We start from the raw sequence: 22,532 nt of genomic DNA, 5'->3' as shown, positions 1-22,532 counted from the left end.
GCGGATTGGACCACGGTCCGCGGGACAAATCCATGTCCCCGCCGGGCCGGCGCTCCTTCGACGCGCCTTCGACGCTCCTTTGACCGAACGCGCGCGCGGCGCCTCCTCCCGCCGGAGGTGGCCGCGAGGCGGCCCACATTGACGCCCGCATTGCGGTGCTGATAACAAGACCCCTGATGCTCCGCTCAATGGGGGGAAAGGTCCTCGCGCCGTGGATCCTGCTGGTGGGCCTCGGAGGTTGTTCCAAGCCGCCCCCGTGCGCCCCTGTCCAGATCCACGAGCGGAAGCACCCGTTCATCGCCTTCGATCGCCAGGAGATCCCCGCCCTGCGCCAGCGGGTCACCCAGGACCCTTACAAGACCTGGATGGACGATGTCCGCCGCGGCCCGCCGGGGCAGGGCCACCCGTGCGGGGCCCCCTCCACGAATACGGACGTCAAAGAATTCCAGCTCTCCAACTGCGCGCTGTACGGGGCCCTCTCCTGGGTGATCGAGCAGCGCGGCGACGCGTTGAAGGCGGCGCGCGACGCGCTGCTGAAGGCGGGCGACACCGCCACCGGCTGGAACCAGACGCCTGGCGCCTGGTACTGGGGCGGAACCCTGCTCAACTACGCCTACACCTACGACCTCGTGCAGCCGGCGCTGAGCGCGGACGACGACGCGGCCATCCGCGACAAGCTCGAGGACGCGCTCGGGAAGACGATGGATGTGTACGAAGAGTTCAACACAACGTACGTCACCAACTTCCGCTATCGCGTGGGCAGCGGCGCGGCCACGCTGAGCTACACCCTGGGCGAGCACGATCACGCCTGCACCGTCGAGCGCGATCTCTTCGGCGACGCGCCGCTGGAGTCGCTCTTCGCCCTCCGCTCCTACGGCCCTTACGTGCAAGCCTGCCTCACCCAGGACGGCACCTACGTCGAGGGCCCGAGCTACCAGGACGACGTGTTCTCGGTGATGCTGCCCTACCTCCAGGCCATGAAGCGGCTCTCCGGGGGGGCGCACGACGGCCGGGATTACATCAACGCGGTGAACACGCCCGCTGCCTGGGGCAATGACACCCGCATCGCCCGCATGCTCCGCTACGGGGCCGCCCTCTCCATGCCGGACGGCAACGCGGCCACCATCGAGACCGGATGGCGCGAGCCCCTGCAGCTGAGCAGCATCGCCGCCAGCATGCTCAGCGAGAAAGAGGGGCGCCGCGACGCGAAGGGCTTCTATGGCTGGCTCAGCGCGAAGGGCAAGGCCGCCGTCAACAACCCGGTCTACAGCATCCTCTATACCGATCCCGACATCGCCAAGGCCGCCGCCGGGGGCCAGGAGCCCTCGTACACCTCGATCGTCACCTCGGACATGACCTCGCTGCGCTCCGGCTGGAGCGCGGACGCGGTTCACCTGCTGATGACCACCGAGCACGAGTACCGGCCGTCCTCGCACAGCCAGCCCGACCAGACGAGCTTCCTCCTGCACGCGAAGGGGCAATACCTGATCATCGATCCGGGCGACGGCCGCAACTACGATCCCGCGGGCAGCTCCCACACCTCGCTGTTCTACTGGGTCAACTTCAGCCCGGAGTCGCACAACCTGGTCACCGTCGACAGCTTCAAGGGGATCCGGGACACTTACCAGACGCCCGCGTGGCGCCAGCTCGGTGTCTTCAGCGATCTGACCCGGCCCGTGGACGATCCGGCGATCCTGCGGGCCTCGTTCCTGACCGGGGAGCTCGACTCCTCGACGGTCACGATCGACGACTACGTCAACGTGCCCGACGTGTCCACGCGGCGGACGGCGGCGCTCGCGCGGAGGAGCTACGTGGTCGTCTTCGATCACATGATCTCCTCGGGCGTCGGCTCGGCCCAACCGATGCTCCACTATTACGACACCCACCTCCATTACAGCGGTTGGCTGGGCTGCCGGCCGGGCGCGCCCGCCATCTGCACCGACTACGCCACCGCGAGGCCCACCTCGTCCAGCACCCAGGTGGACTGCGGCGACGTCTGCGGCGAGGTCCGGATGGCCAGCGACCTGGCGGCGGAGGCAGCGACCGGGCTCGCCCCGAGCGCGCCGATCCCGCCGGACGCTGCCGGCCGCGCTCCGTCCGCTCCCACGGCGGGCCGGCTGGTGTGGGCAACGCGGACCGACGACGGCAAGCGCGAGCTCGAGCTCGACGTGGTCTACGTCCCCCGACCTGACGCCTTCTCGGTCGATCGAAGCGGCTTCACCAACTTCTTCCCGAACATGACCTTCCGGCACCCGTTCTCGGTGGCGCGCTACATCGCCTCCAGCACGCAATGGCTGACCGTGCTCTACCCGCGCGACCTCACCGCGGGCGAGCCGAAGCCGGCGGTCGAGGCGCTCAAGGTGAGCGGCGGGAGCGGCTCGGCCGCGCTGGTCTCCATCGCGGAGCAAGACACGCAGGATCTCGCGCTGGTCTCCGACGGCGCGCAGCCGGTGGAGGTCGGCGACGGTCCGCGCGTGCCCTCCGCGAAGCTGCAGGGTCGCAGCGCGCTGCTGCTCCTGCGCCACAGGGCGCTCGAGCGCGCCCAGGTCGACGCCGGCACCTCGCTGAGCGTCGGCGGCCGCGCCCTGCTGCTCGCCACGTCGCCCGTGTCTGCGTCGCTCCGGCCCGAGGGCGCCGGCGTCGCCGCGGAGCTGGTGCTCTCGAGCGCGGCGCAGGTCGGCATCGCCGTCTCCCAGAAGGACGCGCAGCTCACCCTCGACGGCAAGCCCGCGCCGACGCGCTACGACGCTGCCAGCGGCACGGCCTCGACGAGCGTGCCCCAGGGCCGCCACCGCCTCGCGGCGCGCTGAGGCGCTTCGAGCCAGCGCCTTCGCGACCTCATCGCATGGTGGTCGTCGAGTGGACTCCGACGGTCGGCTCGCACCCTGCGATGACGTCGACCGGAACGCGCTTGACCAGGTTGAAGACGCTCACGGGAGAGGCCCCCGGCAGCAGGCTCCTCGCGCCGACCTCTTCGAAATCGAAGAGCTGCTGCGCGGCCTCGCGGACCGTCGCTTCGACGAGGATCTCCCCGGGCCGCGACGCCCTGGCGAGGTGCGCGGCGGCGTTGACCACCTCGCCGAGCACGGTGTAGTCGAGCCGGCCGTACGCCTGAGATCCGACGCTGCCGGAGAGGACCTGCCCCGTGGAGAGCCCGATGCAGATCCCCTGCGTATACGGCGAGCCCTCGCCGGCGCGGCGCGCCACCGCCGCCATCTGCGCGCGGACGGCCACGCACGCGCTGAGCGCCCGCGACAGGTGATCCGGCCCCTGGAACACCGTCATCACCGCGTCGCCGAGGAACTTGTCGACGACCCCCCCCTTGGCGACGAGCTCCGGGACGATCACCTCGAAGTTGGCCCTGAGCAGCCTCATGGCCTCGCCGGGCAGCCTCTCCCTGGTCACGGGCGTGAACTGGAAGATGTCGATGAACGCCACCGTGGCCATGACCGCCTCGCTCGCGAGCGCGATCGCGGGGCCCATCTCCCGGATCCGCTCGATCAACGCCGCGCTCGTGAACTGCCGGAGGATCTTGTTCTCCTCGTCCGAGCGGGCGTTCCTCCGCAGCTCCGCGACGTGCTTGATGGTCTTGTCGATGGTCGCCTCGAGATCGCCGCGCTGGATCGGCTTGAGCAGGAAATCGAACGCGCCCTGGTTCATCGCGCTCCGGATGTTCCCCATGTCGCCGTAGGCGGACATCATCACCGTCCTCGCAAAGGGGCTCACCTCGGGGACGCGTCCGAGGAACGTGAGGCCATCCATCACAGGCATGTTGATATCGGTGACGACGACGTCGATGTCGGGGTGGCGCCGGAGCTCGTCGAGGGCGTTCTCGCCGTTGTCAGCGAAGATGAACTCGTAGACCCGGTCGCGGATCTTCTGCCGGAAGAGCAGCTTCATCATGAGCGCCACGTCGGGCTCATCGTCGGCGATGAGGATCTTGGCGGGGCCCCCGCTGGCATCGATCACCGCCGCGAACGCCGCCACGAAATCGGCTGCGGACTGGAACCGCTGCGCCGGGTCCTTCGCCAGCGCGCGCTCGAAGAAGCGGTCGAAGCCGGGCAGCAGGCCGGGCACGAGGCTCGACGGCGCCGGGAACGGATCGGTACAGATGCTGATGAGCAGCTCCCCGATCCCGCTCGCCGCGAAGGGGAGCCGGCCCGTGAGGGCCCTGTAGGTGATGACGCCGAGCGACCAGAGATCGCTCAGGTGATCCGGCACGACGGCGCGCACCTGCTCGGGGCTTATGTACGACGGCGTGCCGACGACCCTGCCGAACGAGCCCTGCTGTTCCTCGTCCGACTCGAAGACCGTCCACACCACGCCGAAATCGAGGAGCTTCACGCACTCGCCTGGCTCCTTCCGCGCCAGGAAGACGTTCGCCGGCTTGAGATCGCGGTGGATGATCCCCGCGGAGCTCGCCACCTGCAGGCCAATGGCGATCTGCCGGAGCAGGGCGAGCGTCGCCGACGGCGAGAGCTGCCGCTCCCGGGTGAGCCTGGCCTCGAGGTCCTCCCCTTCGAGCAGCTCCATGACGATGTACGGGCAATCTTCGTCGATGCCGTAGTCGTGTATCTGGATGATGTGCTCGTTCTGGAGCCGCGCGATCGCCATCGCCTCTCGCTCGAATCGGCGTCGCGCCGAGTCCGAGCTGACATGCTCGGGCGTCATCACCTTGAGCGCCACGGGGCGCCGGAGCACCTGATCGAACGCCTCCCAGATGACGCCCATCCCGCCGCGTCCGATCTCTCGTCTCAGCGCGTACTTCCGCGCGATCGTGCGATTCAGCATGGTCAGCGCAGTGTAGCGAGCTCCCAGCGCGCTTGCTCAGGTTCGAGACGCGGGCGCTCGTCGACGACGGCTGCGCATCATCGAGGAGACGGCCGCTTCACCCCGAGGACCTTCATGCGGTAGGACAGCGTGCGCACCGGGATCCCCAGCCGGCGCGCGGCCTCGGTCCGGTTCCAGCCCGCGGTTTCGAGCATGTCCTGGAGCAGCTTGGCCTCGTACTGCTGCACCTTCCCCCGGACCTGCCCGCCCTCGGGGGGCGCCTCCTTCGGGGCGGACGGCGTGGGGCAGAACACGGCCACGTCCGGCGGAGCGCGGCCGAGCTCCGCGTCCGTCCCCCGGTCCGCGGGGCGCTCCGACTCGCCGCGCGCCGCCGCCGCGCGCACCCTCGGGGGCAGATCCTCGAGGCCGACGAGCGCGCCGGGCGTCACCACCACCGCGCGCTCGATCACGTTGCGCAGCTCGCGCACGTTGCCAGGCCACGCGTACGCGCAGAGCAGGGCGAGCGCCTCGGGGGTGATGCCCTCGACATGGCGCCCGTTGGCCGCGCTGGCCGCGCGCAAGAAATGCCGCGCGAGCGGCTCGATCTCGTCCGTTCGAGCGCGCAGCGGCGGGATGTCGATCACGACGCCGCCGAGCCGATAATACAGGTCGGCCCGGAACGCGCCCGACGCGGCCATCGCCTCGAGATCCCGGTGCGTCGCCGCGACGACGCGCACGTCGACCTCGATCTCGCGGCTCGAGCCGACGCGGCTGAACGACCCCGACTCGAGCACGCGGAGCAGCGCGGCCTGGGCCGGCGGCGGCAGCTCGCCGATCTCGTCCAGGAACACCGTGCCGCCGTCGGCCTCCTCGAACACGCCCTTCTGCTGCTGCAGCGCGCCCGTGAACGCCCCGCGCTCGTGGCCGAACAGGGTGCTCTCCACGAGGTCCTTCGGGATCGCGCCGCAGTTGACGCGCACCACGCGCCGCCCCTTGCGCGGGCCGCCCTCGTGGATCATCCGCGCGACGACCTCCTTGCCGGTCCCCGTCTCGCCGTGAAGGATGACCGGGATGCGCGAGGCGCCCACGCGCCTCACCGTCTCGATCACCTCGCGCATCTGCTGGCCGGCGATGATCCCCCCTTCCTCCGGCTCCTCGCGCGCGAGCACCGAGGTCGCGGCGGGGCCGCACGCCACCGGGCGCTCGGGCGAGGCGTGGCGGGCCGCCTCGCGGGCGGCCGCGAAGACCTCGTCCGCGGTGCTGCCGGCGTCCGGGTAGAGGGCGAGGCCGACGAGGAGCCGGGCGTCGCTGCCCACGAAGGAGGCCGCGATGGCCTGCGCGGTGCGGCTCGCCTCCTCGGCGCCGGCCTCGGGCAGCAGCACCTGGGCGGCGCAGGTGCCGTAGAGCGCCACGCGATGCACGGGCTGAAGGCAGGCGCGCACGGCGTTGATCCAGCCCTCCGCCGTCACCGCCGCGCTCATGCGCACGTGGAGCAGGGCGAAGGGGCGGCGAAAATGCCGGGCGCGCGTGAGCTCGTCCTCCACGCGGCGCAAGAGCTTCTCCTCTCCCTCGAGATCGAGGGACTCGCCCCCGGCGCCGAACGCCTGCACCCGCAGCGCGACGCTGCCGAGCACGACCTCATCCCCTACCGCGATCCCGGCGCGGGAGACGCGGCGGCCGTCGAGGAACGTGCCGTTCTTGGATCCCAGGTCATCGACCCACACCCGCCCGCGCGAGAGGAGGAAGCGGGCGTGCTCCCGCGACAGGGTACGATCGTCGATGCAGAGCGCGGCAGGCGCGGCGCGCCCCACGACAAGCGGCGTGTCGGGCGAGAGCAAACGTCTCTCCGTCTTTCCGGCGTATTGCCAGACGAGCGCGATGCCCAGCGCCGCGGTCTGCTGAATGGCAGAGATCGACCTCCCCTCCAAGGTCCAGGTCTTCGCCGCGTCGTCCTGCACCGACTTGCCTGTCCGCATGCACTCCGCCTCGCTGGTCTCTATATCAGGCTCCTCCGGGAGGTCCAAGCGCCACCACGGACCTCGCCGCGCATGAGTCTCCGCCGCGCCGCTGCTGTTGGTGCCGCCAGGTCGACGCAGGCGGTCGATCCATTTCCACGTCCATTGCGCGCAAGCATTCGCCGACGCGCCCGGCGCGCCCGGCGCGCCCGGTCATGCACGGTGGGCCAGGGGCCGAGGGCTCTGGCCGGCTCATGTGCCGGCCGGAGCCACGATCTGGACGAAGGCAGCGATCGCCGGAAGGACACCGCTGTTACGTTCGGCCCATCCTTGCCGGCAACCTCTTGCCGGGCAACTCGCGACGGCGATCTCTCGCGGGCAAGGTCTTGCCGAGGCGGCCGTCGGCGGGCGCGCCGCGCCCCCGGAAACGCGCGGGCGCCGCTCGCGTTCTGCCCGCTGACATAGAGGGCCTGGCGCTTCCGAGGAGAGCGCGCCCTGGTGGCACGCACGCTGCAAACAACCGAAACCAGAAGCTGACGGGCGGCGAACATCGCGACCCAAGACATCCACCGGACCGACCACTCCAGGAGCCGACCATGAACACGAAACACATTCTCTCCGGACTCTTCACCTCCAGCGCGCTCGGCATCATGCTCATCGCGGGTTGCAGCGTACCGATGGTGGAAGGCGACTCCGAGCAGGCGTTTGCGGACGAGGAGACCGTCGAGGAGGCGTCGCAGGCGCTCGGCCCTGCGTGCGTCGCCAAGAACCTCGCGCTGGAGGCCGGGCCCATCTGGAACACCAGCGATGCCCAGACCAAATGCCCGAACGTCTGCAACGCCCAGAACATGAACTGGAACGGGCAGTGGTGGACCACCGTTCCGGGCGCGATGTCGGTCTGCGAATGCAGCCCGCGCCCTGCCGCCGTCGTGCAGGCCGGCCCCATCTGGAGCAACACCCACGCTCAGACGCAGTGTCCGAACACCTGCGCCGCGTACAGCAGCGCGACGAAGTGGAACGGGCAATGGTGGACGACCGTCCCGGGCCAGATGTCCGTCTGCGAGTGCGCATTCACCCCGCCGGCCACGGTGTCGCTCGAGGCCGGGCCCATCTGGAGCAACGCCGACGCCCCGAGCAAGTGCCCGGCCGCCTGCGGCACGAGCCGCGCCTGGAATGGGCAGTGGAGCACGAGCGTCTCGGGCCAGATGTCCGTCTGCGGATGCGCTTGCACGCCCTGACGTCACGACGACCCGCTCGGCGGCTGCGCACCCATCCACCGGCGCACCGCGCTCACCTCCGGGTCACGCGGGCCTCCAGGTCGCGCACCCGCGCCTCGAGCTCGCGGACCCGCGCCTCGGCGGCGGCGCGGGCGCGCTGCTCCGCGACGCGGGCGCGCTGCTCCAGGGCGCGCGCCTCGCCCTCGGCGCGGAGGGCCTCCTCCTCGGCCGGCACGAGATCCGTCGCGCGGGAGCTCCGCGCGACGCGCAACGTCGGGTGCGGGCCGTCCTTCAACACGACGAGGTGCGCGTCGAGCGCCTCGATCCAGACGGGATCGCCGCTCCCGTGGACCCGCAGGTAGGTGCCGTCCGCGTCCCGCCGGTACAGCTGGAGAGGCACCCGCTCCTCCGCGAGCGGCGCGAGGGCGGCAGCCGCCTCGGGATCGAAGAGCAGGAGCTCGGGACAGCCGAGCTGCCAGTACTTCGCCGGCGCGTCGTCGTAAGCACGGCGCCAGTCGCCCGCGACCACCTCCAGCGCGAACCGCGGCGGACGATGGCCCGGCAGCCAGGTCTGCCACTGCCGCGGGATGGGCGGCAACGGGCGATGATCGAGGACGTAGAGGTCCGGCAGGACGCGCACGAACGGCTCGCACCGCACCCACGCGAAGAGATGCCCGGTACCAGCGTACAAGTCGGCCCAGCCACGCTCGCGCGCGAGCTGCGCGATCACCGACAGCAGCAGGCGGACGACCTCGGACCGCTCGGCCTTGTCAGGGCGCTCCGCGTCATCGGGCAGATACCAGCCGGACCAGTCGATCGCGGCGCCGGCCTCCTCCGGCGACAGATCGCGGAGCACGAGCGCGCGGGGAGAACGCCGAGGGGTAAGGGGGAACCCGATGCGATTCGGCGATGCCACGCGAGGAAACTAGCACCCCGACAGGCCCCGCGGGGCAGCAGAGACAACGGACACAACCGACGCAACCGCGGCAACAAAGCCACGCGACGTGCCCCTGCCGGACGCTTGACAGGGACATGGGGCCATGCCCTCCTACCCGCTCGAACCTTTCTTCACATCGGCAACGGCGGCAGCCTCGCGCAGAGCGATCTCGCGATCCGCTGCTGGTGCACCCCGAGGCCCGGCGCGAGGATCGTCCTTGCCCAGGGTTCGTCCGGCGGCTCGGACACCATGAACCATGGTCTGGCTCGGGCCACCCAAGATGTCACCCGCGCATTTCTCCGACGGAGACCGGATCTTCGTCACCTCCTGTGGCCGAGACGAGGGCAGCGTCTGAGATGGCCAGTCGCACGGATCCACGACAGCTGACCTCAATGGTCACCCGAGGCCACCACCGTCGACGGCAAGACCTCGTCTTATTGGCATCGATAGCGGGGATTTGAACAGGGAGACGGGGAGACAGGGAGATCAGTGGATTGTTCTCCCCGTCTCCTCGCCTCCCTGTTCCATTTTCTCGGAATTCAAGGGACGTTTCAGAGAGCACACCCCACAAGGTGTGCTTCCGGGTCCCATGAACGTCGGCATCATCCCGCACTGACGGAAACCAACAGTCCTGCCATCCGTCTGGCACACGTGTGCCAAGCGGCCTGCGGCCAGTGCTTGCATGTCGTGCTCTCCGCGGCGCGACAGGCGCGGCGCGCGAGCGAAGCGCGGTGAATCGAGCGAGCGGGCGGCTGGCGCGGGCCTTGCGAACGCAGCAGACACCATGCGAACCCACCGCACCCATTCCTCCCTCTGGCTCCTCCTGGCAACAGGCCTCCTCGCCGTCGGATGCGAGACGGCATCAACGCCTGGCGAGCCTGTCGACTCTCAGCGGGCGGCGCTCCACCGGGCTCAGTCCTGCGACGACCTCGAAGCGCTGCTGAAGCAGGACGCGCTCGCCAAGATGAACGCCCAGATCGACGCCACGATCGCGAGCTACTCGGCGTACGGCTACCCCCGCGGCGCCGCCGTTGGCGGCGTCGACAACGGCAGCGTCGGCGTCCCCGGAGGGGCCGAGGATCCCACGGACACGCCCGCCCCGGTGCCGCCCACAGCAGACGACGGGGGAACCAGCCAGGAGACCTCAGGGGAGGACAGCGGCAGCGGCGCCGACCCTGCCCACTCCGAGACGAACACCCAGGTCGCCGGCGTCGATGAGGCGGATATCATCAAGACCGACGGCAACAACATCTACGTGCTCCACGGCCAGAGCTTCTACACCCTGACGGCGTGGCCGGCGTCGTCGCTCGCGGTGGGCAGCTCGCTCGCGATCGAGGGCTCGCCCCTCGAGATGTTCGTGGCAGGCGACAAGGTCGTCGTCTATTCGTCGGTCAACGGGGCCGCGATCTACGAGCAGGCAGGCGTCACGCCGCGGCCGGGGTACTACGACTACCTGCTCATCGACACCATGATCGGCGGCGGCGGCGTCGCGCCGACGCCAGGAGACCCCAGCGCGCCGAGCGGCGCGCCGGGGACCCCCGCCGACGGCGGAGACGCGAAGCCGCTGCCGCCGGACAACACCGAGCCGCCGTCCGGCGGTGATACGCCGTCGGAGGACGACACGCCCTCCGACGCCGAGGCGCCGTCCGGCGGCGAAGCGCCGGCGCCCCCGCCTCCGGACGGCGACGGGGCCAATGAGCCGGCGCCCGACGAGCCGAGCATCGACGTGCCGGGCTCGGGCGGCGTCTGGGAGCCGCTCACGAAGATCACCGTCCTGAGCCTCGCCGGCGGCGCCCCCAGCGTGGTCAAGGAGGTCTACTTCGAGGGAGGCTACAGCTCGGCGCGGCGCACCGGCCCGAACGTGCGCACGGTGCTGACCGGCGGCGCCCACGGCCCCGCGCTCCGCTACTGGCCGTCAGGCCTGACCGAGTACCCCGAGACCGCCGAGGCGTGGACCGCGGCGTTCGAGCAGCTCCGCACCGAGAACGCGGCGATCATCGAGGACGCGCCGCTCTCGACGTGGCTGCCGTACCGCTTCGAGAAGCAGGGAGAGGCGGTCACGCTGCTCGACGCGAGCTGCTCGGACTTCTATGTTCCGGACGCCGGCACGACGTCGTACGGCCTGACGCAGATCGAGTCGCTCGACCTCGCCGACCTCGCCGCGGCGCCGGAGTCGACCTCGATCGTCGGCGCGACCGACACCGTGTACGCGAGCCACGACGCGCTCTACGTCGCCGCGCGCTCCTGGCAGGAGCAGGCGGCGCCCGGCGAGATGTTCGTCGGCACGAACCTCACCCATCTGCACAAGTTCGATCTGATCGCCGACCCGAGCCAGCCCGGGTACGTGGCGTCAGGCTCGGTGCCCGGCCACATCATCAACCAGTTCTCGCTCGATGAGCACAACGGCAAGCTCCGCGTCTCGACGACCTCGCAAGTGCCGGCGGAGCCCAGGTGGACGACCAGCAACAACGTGTTCGTCCTCGAGGCGCAAGGGACCGATCTCGAGAAGATCGGCGCCGTCACCGACCTGGCCCCCGGCGAGACCATCCAGTCCACCCGGTTCGTCGGGGATCGCGGCTATGTCGTGACGTTCCGCCGGGTCGATCCGCTGTTCGTGATCGATCTCGCGGACCCGGCGTCCCCCTCCGTCGCGGGTGAGCTCAAGATCCCCGGCTTCAGCGAGTACATGCACCCGCTCGACGACGGGCACCTCCTGACGATCGGCAGGGACGGCGAGGAGGACGGCACGGTGACCGGCCTTGCTCTCCAGATCTTCGACGTCACGAACGCGTCGGCGCCCGCGCTCCTGCACAAGGAGGCGCTCGACGGGGCGGAGTACATGCACTCCGAGGCCGAGTACAACCACAAGGCGTTCACGTACTACGGCGAGCTCGGCGTGCTCGCCTTCCCGCTCGTGAGCTTCGACGGGCAGACCGGCGCGATGTCGAGCACGCTGGAGCTGTTCAACGTCGATATCGAGGACGGGTTCAGCCGGCTCGGCGCTGTCGACCACAGCGGCTTCTTCAGCAGCGTGCCGTCGGGGTGCACCTACGGCGGGGCCGCCGTGCAGCGCGGCCTGTTCATCGAGGACTACGTCTACTCGTACTCCCAGGGCGGCGTGCTCGTGAACGCGCTCGACGACCTCGCGACGCCGGTGGCGTCGCTGCCCCTGCCCACCCCGGACTCGGTCGGGTACGCGTGCGCCGGCGTCGACGGCGGCGTCGCGGAGCCCGCGCCGGCGCCCGAGCCGGCGCCCACCCCCGAGGAGTAGCGCCAAACAGGCCGCGATCGGCCGCAGCGCCGCCGCCCCGTCCGGGCCGGCGGCGCTGCGCCGCTCAGGCGCCCGGCCGCGCCGCCTCCCACGGGTGATCCGGGTAAAACTCCTTCATGAGCCGCGCGGTGTACGCGGTGAGGTTCGCGAACCCCTCGGCCCTGCGCCGCAGCGGCGAGTCGAAGAACGGCGTGAGGAGGCCCGCCAGCACCGCGAACGCCGTCGCGTCGACGCCCGCCGGGCGCGCTCCGAAGAGGTACGGCTTGTCCCCGAGCAGCACGGAGAGCGCGGAGAGCGAGCGCGCGCCGAGCTCGACGATCTCCTCGTCCGAGTGCCGCCCGATGCCCATCGCGCGGAAGTTCTCGCGGACGCGCGCGAGGAGCTCCTCGCGCAGCTTCGGTCGCACCTCCTCCGGCGCGCCGTTGACGAAATTCGCCGGGCCCTTCGCGAAGTTCTCCGGGATGAGCCAGCGCGCGCAGCCCGAGGCCGCGGCGAGCTGGTTCTCGATCATGCGCTCGATGGCCCACGCCTCGGCGCGCTGCCGGGCGTCGAGGCCGGCGTCGAGATCCTTGCCGTGCTTCTTCTCGAGGTGCTCGCGGATGAAGTGCGAGTCGGCGATGCGCGCGCCACCCTCGTCGATGAAGGGGAGCTGCCCCTTCGGCGACTGATCGGGCCGCGCGCGCTCCTTCGTGTAGGGCAGGCCCAGCAGCTTGAGCTGGACCTCGGTCTTGGTGACGTAGGGGCTGGCCTCCGGCAAGCCGAACATGGGGCCGAAGCTGTGGAGCGTGATCATGTGCAATCTCCGAGCGGTTGTGGGTGCGCCGTGGACAGCGCTTGATGTAGCCCCGCCCTGCTGACAACCTGGTGTCAGCATCCCCGTGCGACGCGCCGATCGCCTGTTCCAGATCCTGCAGATCCTGCGCCGGCAGCGGGCGCCGATCACGGCGGCGGCGCTCGCCGAGGAGCTCGAGACGTCGAAGCGCACCGTGTACCGCGACGTCGCGGACCTCCTGGCCCAGCGCGTCCCGATCCGCGGCGAGGCCGGCACGGGGTACGTGCTCGATCGCGGCTTCGACATGCCGCCGCTGATGCTGACGCCCGACGAGATCGAGGTCGCGGTCCTCGGCGCGCAGTGGGTCGCCCAGCGCGGGGACGTCGCCCTGCAGCGGGCGGCGAAGGACCTCATCGCGAAGATCGCCGCGGCGGTCCCCGAGCGGCTGCGGCCCTTCGTGTTCGAGCCGGCGACGGGCGCGCCGGTCGGGGGGGTCCAGGCGCCCGACACGCTCAACCTGGCCGAGGTGCGGGCGTCGATCCGCGCCGGCACGAAGATCGCGCTTCGCTACCGCGACGAGACGGGGAGCGAGAGCGAGCGCGTCGTATGGCCCGTGATCGTGGGCTATCTCGAGTCGACGCGGCTCCTCGCGGCGTGGTGCGAGCTCCGCCAGGACTTCCGCCACTTCCGCACGGACCGCGTGACAGGCGCCAGGTTCCTCGACGAGCGCTACGCCGAGAAGCCGAGCGCCCTCCGCGCGCGGTGGCGCGCGACGATGCGCGCGCGTAAGGAGCTGCGAGAGCGCGCGGGCGCGACGTCGACCAGGGATCGCTAGATCGGCGTGTCAGCAATCCCGCCAGAGAAACCGGTCGATAGCGAGTGGTCGCTGGAAACAGCAGCGATTCTCATCGCTTCCGCCTGCTTCGCCGCCGAGGGCGGCTCCGGTGTGGCCCAACGGGGCGCTCTGCGCCGCCGCGTCGCCCGCGGTGAAGGGCTCGCGGCATCACCGGTCCCACCGTACAGCAACCCATAGATGGGCGTTTTGCGGCACCTTGTGAGCCGACTTCTTGCTGCCATCCGGAGCCTGGAACCCCCTCCGGTGGCATCCGTATGCCCATCACCCGGGGCGCGACCCAGCGCGCGCACGCAGGGCGGACCAAGGGCGCGTAGCGGCGACCGGCAGGTAGCGCACCCTTGACGCGCCCGAGTACGCCCGCCCCATCGCGTCCGTGGTGGGCGTGCAGCCGCGCAATGATGGCGATCATCCAAGCGGTCTTCATGGCCATCAATGAGCTGGCTCGGCAACACCGCGCTCACCAGTGCGGCCACACCTCCACCGGGACCCCGACGGACGATCCTACATCGTGGTAGCCGAGCTGCCCGCTGTCGTTGTCGCCCCAGGCCCAGCGGGTCCCGTCGGCGCGCAGCGCCAGCGCGTACATGTCGCCCGCGGCGATGGCGGTGATCTGGTCGAGGAGCACGGGCACCGGGGTGGGATGCGGCTGCGACCACGAATAGCCCGGGTTGCCGAGCTGCCCGCTGCCGTTGCTCCCCCAGGCCCGGGCGGTGCCGTCCGACCGCAGCGCCAGCGAGTGCCCCATCCCCGCGGCGATCGCGGTCACCGCGTCGAGCCCCGCGACGGGCACCGGCACCGCGTTGTCGGCCGCCACGCCCTGCCCGAGCTGGCCCTCGGACCCCTCGCCCCAGGCCCGCACGGTGCCGTCCGAGCGCAGCGCCAGCGAGTGCCAGGTCCCCGCGGCCACCGCGATCGCCCCGTCGAGCCCCGAGACCTGCACCGGGACCGCGCTGTCGGCCGACGCGCCGTCGCCGAGCTGCCCCTGCGATCCCTCGCCCCAGGCCCACACCGTGCCGTCGGCGAGCACGGCCAGCGCGTGGATGTCGCCCGCCGCGATGGCGACGACGTTGCTCAGGCCGGGCACGGGCGCCGGGGTCGCGCGCCAGCCGACGGTGCCGTCCCCGAGCTGGCCGGAGGAGCTATCGCCCCAGGTCCAGACCGTGCCGTCCGACCGCAGCGCCATCGAGTGATATCGCCCCGCCGCCACGTCGATCACCTGGTCGAGGCCGGGCACCACGACGAGATCGGGGATGGTCGTGGTGGTCCCGAGCTGGCCGCCGTAGTTGGTGCCCCAGGCCCGGACGGTGCCGTCCGCGAGCAGGGCCAGCGAGTGCCCGTAACCCGCGGCGACGTCGGTCACGCCGCTCAGCTCCTGGACGAAGAACGGATCTCCATAGACCCCGGCGTTCTGGTAGACGCTGACCTGGTAATCGCCGTTGTCGCCCCAGCCCCAGATCGTGCCGTCGGAGCGCACCGCGAGCGAGTGCGCGCTCCCCGCCGCCAGCGTCACCGGCGCGCAGGCGGGGTTCACCAGCCCGTCGCAGTTCTCGTCCTGGGGGCTCGCGCACCACTCCACCTCGTCGGGCACCCTCTGGCCGGTGCACCAGCCATAGCCCGTGCCCTGCGCGTTGCAGGTGCGCACGCCCGCGTGGCAGACGCCCACGCCCTCGGTCCCCGCGGGGCCCTGGTAGCACGGCACGGTCGACCCCGGGACGCAGACGCACCCCGCGCCCTCCTCGTTGGCCTGCCCGTCGCAATCGTCGTCCGCGGCGCTCGTGCACGTCTCGACCGAGGGCAGCACCTCGCCCGTGCAGGCCTCGTAGCCCGTCCCCAGCGCGTTGCAGGTCTGCGTGCCCGCGTGGCAGGCGCCCACGCCCTCGGTGCCCGCGGGGCCGCCATAACAAGGCTGCGCCGATCCCGGGACGCAGGCGCACCCCGCGTCCTCCTCGTTGACCTGCCCGTCGCAATCGTCGTCGGTGATCGTGCCGCACGCCTCGGCCGAGGGCAGGACCTCGCCGGTGCACGGGCCATAGCCCGAGCCCAGCGCGTCGCAGATCATGAAGCCCGCCGCGCAGGCGCCCACGCCCTGGGTGCCGGCCGGGCCGGTGTAGCAAGACGCCAGGGCGCCGGGCTGGCAGAACGTGCTGGGCTCTCCCCCGCCATGCCCGCCGGCCCCATCGCCGCCCTGCCCCCCCGCGCCGCCCTGCCCGCCGGCGCCGTCGCCGCCCTGCCCGCCGTCGCCGCCCTGCCCGCCGTCGCCGCCCTGCCCCGCGCCCCCGGCGCCGTCGCCGCCCTGGCCGCCCTCGCCGCCCTGGCCCTCGCCGCCGTGACCGCCGCTGCTCGTCGTGGTGCTGGAGCCCGTGGGCCCCGGCTTCGGCTCCTCGGCGCTGTTCTCGCAACCCGCGCTGGCCGCGGCCAGCCAGGTGCCGAGCATCACCGCCGGGATCTTCAGCGTTCGCATGAATTTCCGCTCTCCGTTCAGGTGGGCGCGGACAGAGCAAGACGGGAGCCAGCGCTCGAGGCCTCCTGGACAGGCGTGAGATCCCGGGGAAAATGCCCGGCAAGCAAGGTGTTGCTTGCGCCGAGTCTGCTCAACTTGAGCAGACTCGGACCAATCCGCCATCTCCCCGAGGAGGTGCAACCATCCCTCCGAGGAGGTGCGGCTATCTCTCCGAGGACGTGCAGCCATCTCCCCGAGGAGGTCCGGCCATCTCTCCGAGGAGGTGCAGCCATCTCTCCGAGGAGGTCCGCCATCTCTCCACCTCCTCGAGGAGGTTCGACCACCTCCCCGATCCCTTCTACGATTGAGCCGAACATGATGGTGAGCATCGATCTGTCCCCCGAGGCCGCCCGCCTCTCGCCGCCGCTCGGGTCATGAGCACCGAGGTCTCCAGGCTCTACGTCCTGCTCTGCGGCTACGAGATCCTCGAGAAGAGGGTCTCGACGCGCGACCGGGCGCGGTCCGATGCGCTTGCGCGCCAACGTGGGCGACTCGCCGACGCGAGCACGCCCGCGTACTTGACGGTCTGAAAGCGCGGCGGCGGGACGCTGGCCGCGAGGCGGCACAAGAGCGAGAGCGGATCCATGTCCACCGCGACAGTCCCGTCAGCGAAGGCGCCCTTGAGCGACAGCCGCACCAGGCCGTCCTGCTGCGGCTCGACGCGCTCGTTTGCGATCGGGGGTCGCAGCACGTAACGCAGCAGCGCCTCCCTCGCCGCGGCATGGTGCGCACCCGCGCGCGTCGCTGCGTGCAAGGTAAAGCCATCGAGCGCAGCGCACAGCGGCTTGTCGTACGCGAGCGCGCTCGGAGAAGACGGCGAGAGCCCGCGGAGCCATTGCGGGCCGGCGGGCGGCTCTCGTCCCGAGACGGCGGAGGCACAGAGCACGGCCTCGGGCTCGTCGTCCTCCTCGACGTCGTGCTCGATCTCGAGATGCCCGTGCCGCCGGAGGTAACGGAGCATCCGCCCGACGGCGTGCTCTAGGACCTGACCGACCTCGCGCGTTCGCAGGTGACCGAGCTCGTTCCACACGAGCTCGGTGCCGTCTTCGTGATAAGCCCCGTCGAGGAAGACCACGTGCAGATGCGGATTGAGCCGCATGTCGCCGGACGTGCGTTGCACGACGGGCACCGCGCAGCTCTTGACCGCGCCGCACGCGCCTCGGCGCGCGGTGCTACCGGCAGCCCAAGCAGCCGACCGATCGCTTCGTGAACGACCCGGGCCGCTACCTCATCCCCGAGGGCGACGGCGCGGCTCAGGGTGCTGGCGAGCGAGGCGACCACGGCCGCCCGACGCGATGGATCGGTCACGGCGAGCTCCCCAGGCCCGGGGCTTGACAATTGGGCCCGGGTTGGGCCCACGCCTTCCGAGGGGCTGCGATCCGTCGTCGCGCCCTCCCAAAATCCCCGCGGATGCGACTGTTCGCGACGGTTCGCCCCCGCGGAATTGTCCCGCCAGAAAAACCGGTCGATGACGAGCGGTCGCCGGAAACAGTGGCGGTTTTTCATGGTTTCCACCTGTTTCGCCGCCGAGGGCGGCTCCGGTGTGGCCCAACGGGGCGCCCTCCGCCACCGCGTCGCCCGCGGTGAAGGGCTCGCGGCATCACCGATCGGGGTCGGCGCCTGGCCCGGCGGCGCAGCGCCGAACGATTCTCCTTCGCTCGCCGCCCCGTTGCCGGGCCCTTCGATGCGCTGCCGCCTGTGTCGGGATCGTGCCTGCGTGCCCGCACTCTGCCGGCCCAACGGCCCAACGACTGGCGTTAAGCTGCGTGGTCCCGAGCGCAGCGAGGGCCACGTCAGCTTCAACGGCCGAGTTAGACCGCTCGTTCGATTGCCTCAAGCGCTCGTCGAGCTGCTTGCGCACGTGCCCATCGGGATCCACTGCAAGGCATGCGATGCACTTGTGAAACTGCTGCTGCGGGAACTCCGCCACGATTTCGCAAGCCTTCCGCGCAGGGCGAGTAAGCTCTTCCGCCGTCCGAGCGGCGCGTCAGATTAGCCCACCTCGAGCTGCGGTGTCGCGCAGCCCGGCAGCCCAGGGCATCCGAGCGATCTCAACTGAAGCCGCTTCGTGTAGGGCGAGTTGACCGATCATCCGAACGACTTTGGCACCGCGGTGCTCGGAGCCGCTTGACGAAGATGGAGGCTCTCGCGCGCGGTCTGGCGCTGGAACTCGCGCCGCCGTCCGCGGCATAGCAGGCTCCGGAGTGGGCCGGTGGATCCGGCCACCGATCGGAGGACGACATGATCACGCTCTATGGCTTCGGAAGTATCTTTCCCGAGGGGGTCGGCGAGACGAAAGACCTCCGGGCGCAGTGGGCGCTCGAGGAGACCGGGCTGCCGTATCGAGTCCACGCGCTCGACCACACCGCCGGCGAGCTCGACAGCGACGCCTACGGCCGCATCAGCCCCTTCCACCAGGCGCCGGTCATCGACGACGACGGCTTCGTGGTGGCCGAATCTGCCGCGGTGGTGCTCTACCTGGCGGAGAAGGCCGGCAAGCTGATCCCGGGCGACGTCCAGGGCCGCACCCGCGTCGTCCAGTGGTGCTTCGCCGCGGTCAGCACCGTCGAGCCGACCCTGGTGTGCATCGACCTGATCGGGATATTCGACAGCGGCAAGGCCGCACACAAGCTCCACGCGGAGGTGCCCAAGCTCGCCCGCCGCTGGCTCGGCGACGTCGAGCGCCGCCTTGAGGACCGCGAGTGGATCGCCTGCGCCGATTTCACGGCGGCCGACATCATGATGGCCGGCGTCCTGCGCAGCATCCGCAAGACCGACCTGATGGAGCCCTTCCCGAGGCTCAAGGCCTACTACGAGCGCTGTCAGGCCCGCCCGGCGTGGCAGCGCACCCTTGGCCTCTACGCCGAGCGACTCGGCGTGAGCGTCGACGACATCCGCGAGAGCGTAAGTTCTCGTCACGACAGGGCAGCGCAGGCAGCGCGAGGAGTTAAGAACAACGCGCACCAGCCGCCGCGATTCCTGGACAGGGCGGCCACCAGTCGGTCTAACGTAGCAGTGTGCCGCGGGCGCGCAGCGCCCGTCAGCACCAGCGCCAAGTTCGGCGGCTCTTCCCATCAGATAGCGCGCAAGATCCCATTGGGGGATCATCCAGCCACTCTCGGCAGGGAGAGCGGCGCTCCTCTTCGATTCTTCCGCGTCAGTCGCCTGCGCATCGGTCAGGCCGCTATCGAGCACCGGCCGGTGCGGGGCGCGCCCGCCGGTGACGGTCGTAAAGCGCGTCGCGCCAGGCCACGAGATCAGCGTAGCGTTCCGCAAGCGCTGCGTGCCGCCATGGCGCGCGCGCCGCCGGGCTCAGAGCGATGTACCGGGTATCGACCGGCGCGACGAACTGCAACGTCACGGCCATCGCCATGTCGGCGTACGTCAGGCCCTCGCCGAGCAGGTACGCGCGGTCACCGGCGAGGGCTTCCCGCAGCCCGTCGAGCTCGCGCGCGAGCGTCGCGTCCGCGACGGCGAGGGCGGCGGCGTCGATCCCGTACTTCCGCCGGAGAAACACGATCGCCAGGTCCGCTGCCGGAACCGACGCGCGTCGCACGGGTGCGGGAAGAAACGGCGGCTGCATCTCGACCTTGGCGGCGCGGTCGTGCGTGAGCCGCTCGAGGTAGAGCGCGCGGCCAGCCGCGAGCGCCGTCTCGCTACGGGCGTTCCACGCGGTGATCGCCGCGTCGTGGTCGGGCGGAAAGAGCGTCGGTCCGCGGCCGATCTGGTCCGCATGCCGCGCGATGGCGAACGAATCGGTCAGCACGCCGTGCGGCGTGACCAGCGCCGGGGTGCTGACCCTGCCGGTCGGTCGTCGCGTGCGCAGTCGCAGCAGCAGCTCACCGAGCAGCGGCACGTGCTCGCGGTAGCTGTACGCGAGGCCATGGTGGTCCAGCGCCCAGCGAGCTTTCTCGGACCAGGGAGCGAAGTGTTCGGCGATCAGCGTTCGCATGGTCCCTCAGGGAACAGAAAAAGCCCGTGCCCGTCCAGCAACCTCACGGGCCCGTGTCGTCGGGAGCGAGCTTCGCGACGTCTCGCCCGTCGGAGAGGGCGAATCGGCTGAAGAAGCTCCGCCAGTGACCCCCTCCGACGACGTCACGTTCCCGTCGAGGACGGGCGTTACGAAGAGGTAAGCGTACATGGAGGCTCGATCCTCTGGAGGGCGGCTCACAGAGTCCACGTCTCCCATGTCCACCGAACTATCAGTCGATTGGTCAACTGAAGCCGCCGGACCAGGTCTGTCTAGCTCGTCGCCTTTTGTGACCTCCCCCACGGAGAGTCTCACGGATCGGCTCTGCGCCGCGAGGCCCCAATGCTGTCCAGCGCCGTAGGGTAGATCCGTCTAACCCGGCGGCAATCGCCGCCTTTCCGGGGGTCGGGGGCGCGTGGAGCGGGCGCGGCGGACGCGCCGCGCCGCGTCGCGCCTGGGTGACACGGCACGGCCGCCTCATCGGGATGTTGCCGGACACAACCCGGTCCGCTCACAACCTCGGACCGAAGGGGCCGTCGAGGGGGCTGCGGACGGCCAGGCCGCCGCGGTTCAGCACGTGGGTGTAGATCATCGTCGTGCTCACGTCGCGGTGGCCGAGGAGCTCCTGGATGGTGCGGATATCGTAGCCGGCTTCCAGCAGGTGCGTGGCGAAGGAGTGACGCAGGGTGTGGCAGCTCGCGCGCCTCGATAGACCGGCGGCGAGGGCGGCCTCTCGCACCGCGCGCTGGAGCACCGTCTCGTGCAGATGATGCCGCCTGAGCTGACCTGTCTCCCTGTCGCGATAGGGCCGCGTCGCGGGGAAGACCCTGTTGGGGATCGGCGGCGGCCTCCGGTTTTGCGGGCGCCAATTCCGCCATGGCGGCCGTCAGGGGTTCGGGCGAACCCACCCCGCCCAGGCTGCGTGAGCGCGAACTCATGCGAGCAAGCAAACATGTTCCGTTGTAATGCTCTGGATCAACCAGCCCGACCGGTGAATGCCTACCGGCACGCAACCACCACGCGCGGGCGTTCTCAGCAGAGCCTGCGGGCGCTGGCGAGGGGCAAGGCTCCGGCAGCGAGTTGACGCGAGCGGCGGGCTCGACGTTCGGTCCAAGCTTGCTCACGCCTCCGGTGCCACCGGCAGCCCGAGCAGCCGACCGATCGCCCCGTGAACGACCCGGGCCGCCACCTCATCCCCGAGGGCGACGGCGCGGCTCAGGGTGCTGGCAAGCGAGGCGACCACCGCAGCCCGAGGCGACGGCCCGGTCACGGCGAGCTCCCCAGGCCCGAGGCTTGACGCTTGGGCCCGGGTTGGGCCCACGCCTTCCGAGGGGCTGCGATCCGTCGATTGCGGTAGGGACGGCCCTTCACCTTGTGGGCTCGGGCCGCCCCCCGCGCGGATCCCAGCGAGCGGCACTACCGCACTGGGCTCTTGCCTCGGGTTCTGACGCGGAAGCGCTCTTCTGGCCAGGGATGCAGAATGCGTACAGGGGGGATCCAGCGCTGCTCGAGTCGCTGCATTCGTGCCCAGGTGGTGCGGTCACGCTGACTTCGGCGGCGGAGCGCACGATGCCAGTGACGGGTCACCTGGGTACGGAACCACTGCAACGATTGACCGTTGGACGGAACGACGTAATACAAGAAATGTCCTTGCACTACACTTCGCAGCCACTTCCCCTGCTCGGGGATGAGGTGATGTCGGCGCCGCTGCAACTCGGCCTTGACCTCGTGCAGCTTCTTCCGCATCCGCTCCCGCATGGTTCGCCGTACGATGAGAAACTTCCCCATCCAAGTCTTTCCGCAAATGTGCGTAAAACCCAGAAAATTGAAGCTCTCCGGCTTTCCCTGACCTTTCTCCTGTCGATTGGAGGCCGCGTAGCGCCCAAACTCGAGGATGCGGGTCTTGTCGGGGTGCAACTCCAGCGCGAACTTCCGCAATCTCTCGCGGAGATCTTGCAGGAACTGCTCGGCGTCCATGCGGGACTGGAAGCCAACGACGAAGTCGTCCGCAAAACGCGTGATGATGACGCTCCCGCGCGCATGCCGACTCCTCCATTGCTGGACCCATAGGTCGAGGACATAGTGGAGATAGATGTTCGCCAGCAATGGTGAAACCGTTGCTCCTTGCGGAGTACCCTCCTCCCCTCTCGTCCACTCCTCACCCTCTATCACTCCTGCGTTCAACCATTTCTGGAGGAGACGCAGCATCCTCTTGTCCGCGATTCGGTGCTCGAGGCGGCCGAAGGAACTCCCGTCACCGTAACGGACGCCACGCTCCCGATGG

Annotated in this window: 13 protein-coding genes and 2 pseudogenes; 5 read left to right on the top strand and 10 right to left on the bottom strand. The window is 70.4% G+C overall.

The genetic code is table 11. The features are described 5' to 3' along the window. Positions 1-176: 176 nt before the first annotated feature. The gene (locus WMF12_RS46410; protein WP_437855574.1) at positions 177-2,810 is read left to right on the top strand and encodes a hypothetical protein; all 2,634 of its coding nucleotides are present in this window, start codon (positions 177-179) and stop codon (positions 2,808-2,810) included. A 28-nt stretch (positions 2,811-2,838) separates the two neighbouring features. Here WMF12_RS46410 and WMF12_RS46405 read toward each other — a convergent pair whose 3' ends face one another. Then, positions 2,839-4,791: a protein kinase domain-containing protein gene (locus WMF12_RS46405; RefSeq protein WP_437855568.1), complete on the bottom strand. Its 1,953-nt coding sequence runs from the start codon at positions 4,789-4,791 to the stop codon at positions 2,839-2,841. Between the two features lie 77 nt (positions 4,792-4,868). Further along, positions 4,869-6,746, bottom strand: a complete 1,878-nt coding sequence (locus WMF12_RS46400; RefSeq protein ID WP_437855563.1) for a sigma 54-interacting transcriptional regulator — start codon at positions 6,744-6,746, stop codon at positions 4,869-4,871. 575 nt (positions 6,747-7,321) lie between these two features. On the opposite strand from WMF12_RS46400, the gene WMF12_RS46395 reads away from it, so the two are divergent. Further along, the gene (locus WMF12_RS46395) at positions 7,322-7,963 is read left to right on the top strand and encodes a mannan-binding protein (protein WP_437855558.1); all 642 of its coding nucleotides are present in this window, start codon (positions 7,322-7,324) and stop codon (positions 7,961-7,963) included. Between the two features lie 52 nt (positions 7,964-8,015). On the opposite strand, the gene WMF12_RS46390 is transcribed toward WMF12_RS46395, so the two are convergent. After that, complete coding sequence (locus WMF12_RS46390; RefSeq protein WP_437855555.1) at positions 8,016-8,858, bottom strand: Uma2 family endonuclease; 843 nt, start codon at positions 8,856-8,858, stop codon at positions 8,016-8,018. Between the two features lie 805 nt (positions 8,859-9,663). Between WMF12_RS46390 and WMF12_RS46385 the strand changes: the two genes are divergently transcribed. Continuing rightward, positions 9,664-12,150 carry a beta-propeller domain-containing protein gene (locus WMF12_RS46385; protein ID WP_437855551.1) on the top strand — a complete coding sequence of 829 codons (2,487 nt, stop codon included), beginning with the start codon at positions 9,664-9,666 and terminating at the stop codon, positions 12,148-12,150. A 64-nt stretch (positions 12,151-12,214) separates the two neighbouring features. On the opposite strand, the gene WMF12_RS46380 is transcribed toward WMF12_RS46385, so the two are convergent. After that, positions 12,215-12,943 (bottom strand): glutathione S-transferase C-terminal domain-containing protein, encoded by a 729-nt coding sequence (locus tag WMF12_RS46380; protein WP_437743116.1) that lies wholly within the window; start codon positions 12,941-12,943, stop codon positions 12,215-12,217. A gap of 85 nt (positions 12,944-13,028) precedes the next feature. Between WMF12_RS46380 and WMF12_RS46375 the strand changes: the two genes are divergently transcribed. Then, positions 13,029-13,757, top strand: coding sequence for a helix-turn-helix transcriptional regulator (locus tag WMF12_RS46375; protein ID WP_437855545.1), 729 nt, complete (start codon positions 13,029-13,031; stop codon positions 13,755-13,757). A 478-nt stretch (positions 13,758-14,235) separates the two neighbouring features. On the opposite strand, the gene WMF12_RS46370 is transcribed toward WMF12_RS46375, so the two are convergent. Together WMF12_RS46370 and WMF12_RS46365 are read right to left on the bottom strand one after the other, a co-directional pair. Then, on the bottom strand, positions 14,236-16,239 hold the full coding sequence (locus tag WMF12_RS46370; protein ID WP_437855541.1) for an RCC1 domain-containing protein: 2,004 nt from the start codon (positions 16,237-16,239) through the stop codon (positions 14,236-14,238). 454 nt (positions 16,240-16,693) lie between these two features. Beyond that, the gene (locus WMF12_RS46365; RefSeq protein ID WP_437855532.1) at positions 16,694-17,398 is read right to left on the bottom strand and encodes a transposase; all 705 of its coding nucleotides are present in this window, start codon (positions 17,396-17,398) and stop codon (positions 16,694-16,696) included. A gap of 1,121 nt (positions 17,399-18,519) precedes the next feature. On the opposite strand from WMF12_RS46365, the pseudogene WMF12_RS46360 reads away from it, so the two are divergent. After that, a pseudogene (locus WMF12_RS46360) lies at positions 18,520-19,053 on the top strand (glutathione S-transferase family protein); the annotation flags it as partial. Between the two features lie 409 nt (positions 19,054-19,462). Here the strand turns inward: WMF12_RS46360 and WMF12_RS46355 are convergent. From WMF12_RS46355 to WMF12_RS46340, 4 genes and pseudogenes are all read right to left on the bottom strand, one after another. Beyond that, the gene (locus WMF12_RS46355; protein WP_437855528.1) at positions 19,463-20,230 is read right to left on the bottom strand and encodes a glutathione S-transferase family protein; all 768 of its coding nucleotides are present in this window, start codon (positions 20,228-20,230) and stop codon (positions 19,463-19,465) included. Between the two features lie 529 nt (positions 20,231-20,759). Beyond that, a pseudogene (locus WMF12_RS46350) lies at positions 20,760-21,074 on the bottom strand (tyrosine-type recombinase/integrase); the annotation flags it as partial. A 294-nt stretch (positions 21,075-21,368) separates the two neighbouring features. Then, the gene (locus tag WMF12_RS46345; RefSeq protein ID WP_437855525.1) at positions 21,369-21,518 is read right to left on the bottom strand and encodes a hypothetical protein; all 150 of its coding nucleotides are present in this window, start codon (positions 21,516-21,518) and stop codon (positions 21,369-21,371) included. A 146-nt stretch (positions 21,519-21,664) separates the two neighbouring features. Continuing rightward, positions 21,665-22,456 (bottom strand): reverse transcriptase domain-containing protein, encoded by a 792-nt coding sequence (locus tag WMF12_RS46340; RefSeq protein ID WP_437855522.1) that lies wholly within the window; start codon positions 22,454-22,456, stop codon positions 21,665-21,667. Positions 22,457-22,532 lie beyond the last annotated feature (76 nt).

Source organism: Sorangium sp. So ce363, from assembly GCF_051520435.1.
Classification (GTDB): Bacteria; Myxococcota_A; Polyangia; order Polyangiales; family Polyangiaceae; genus Sorangium; species Sorangium cellulosum_B.
This window is presented reverse-complemented; position numbering and strand designations above follow the sequence as displayed.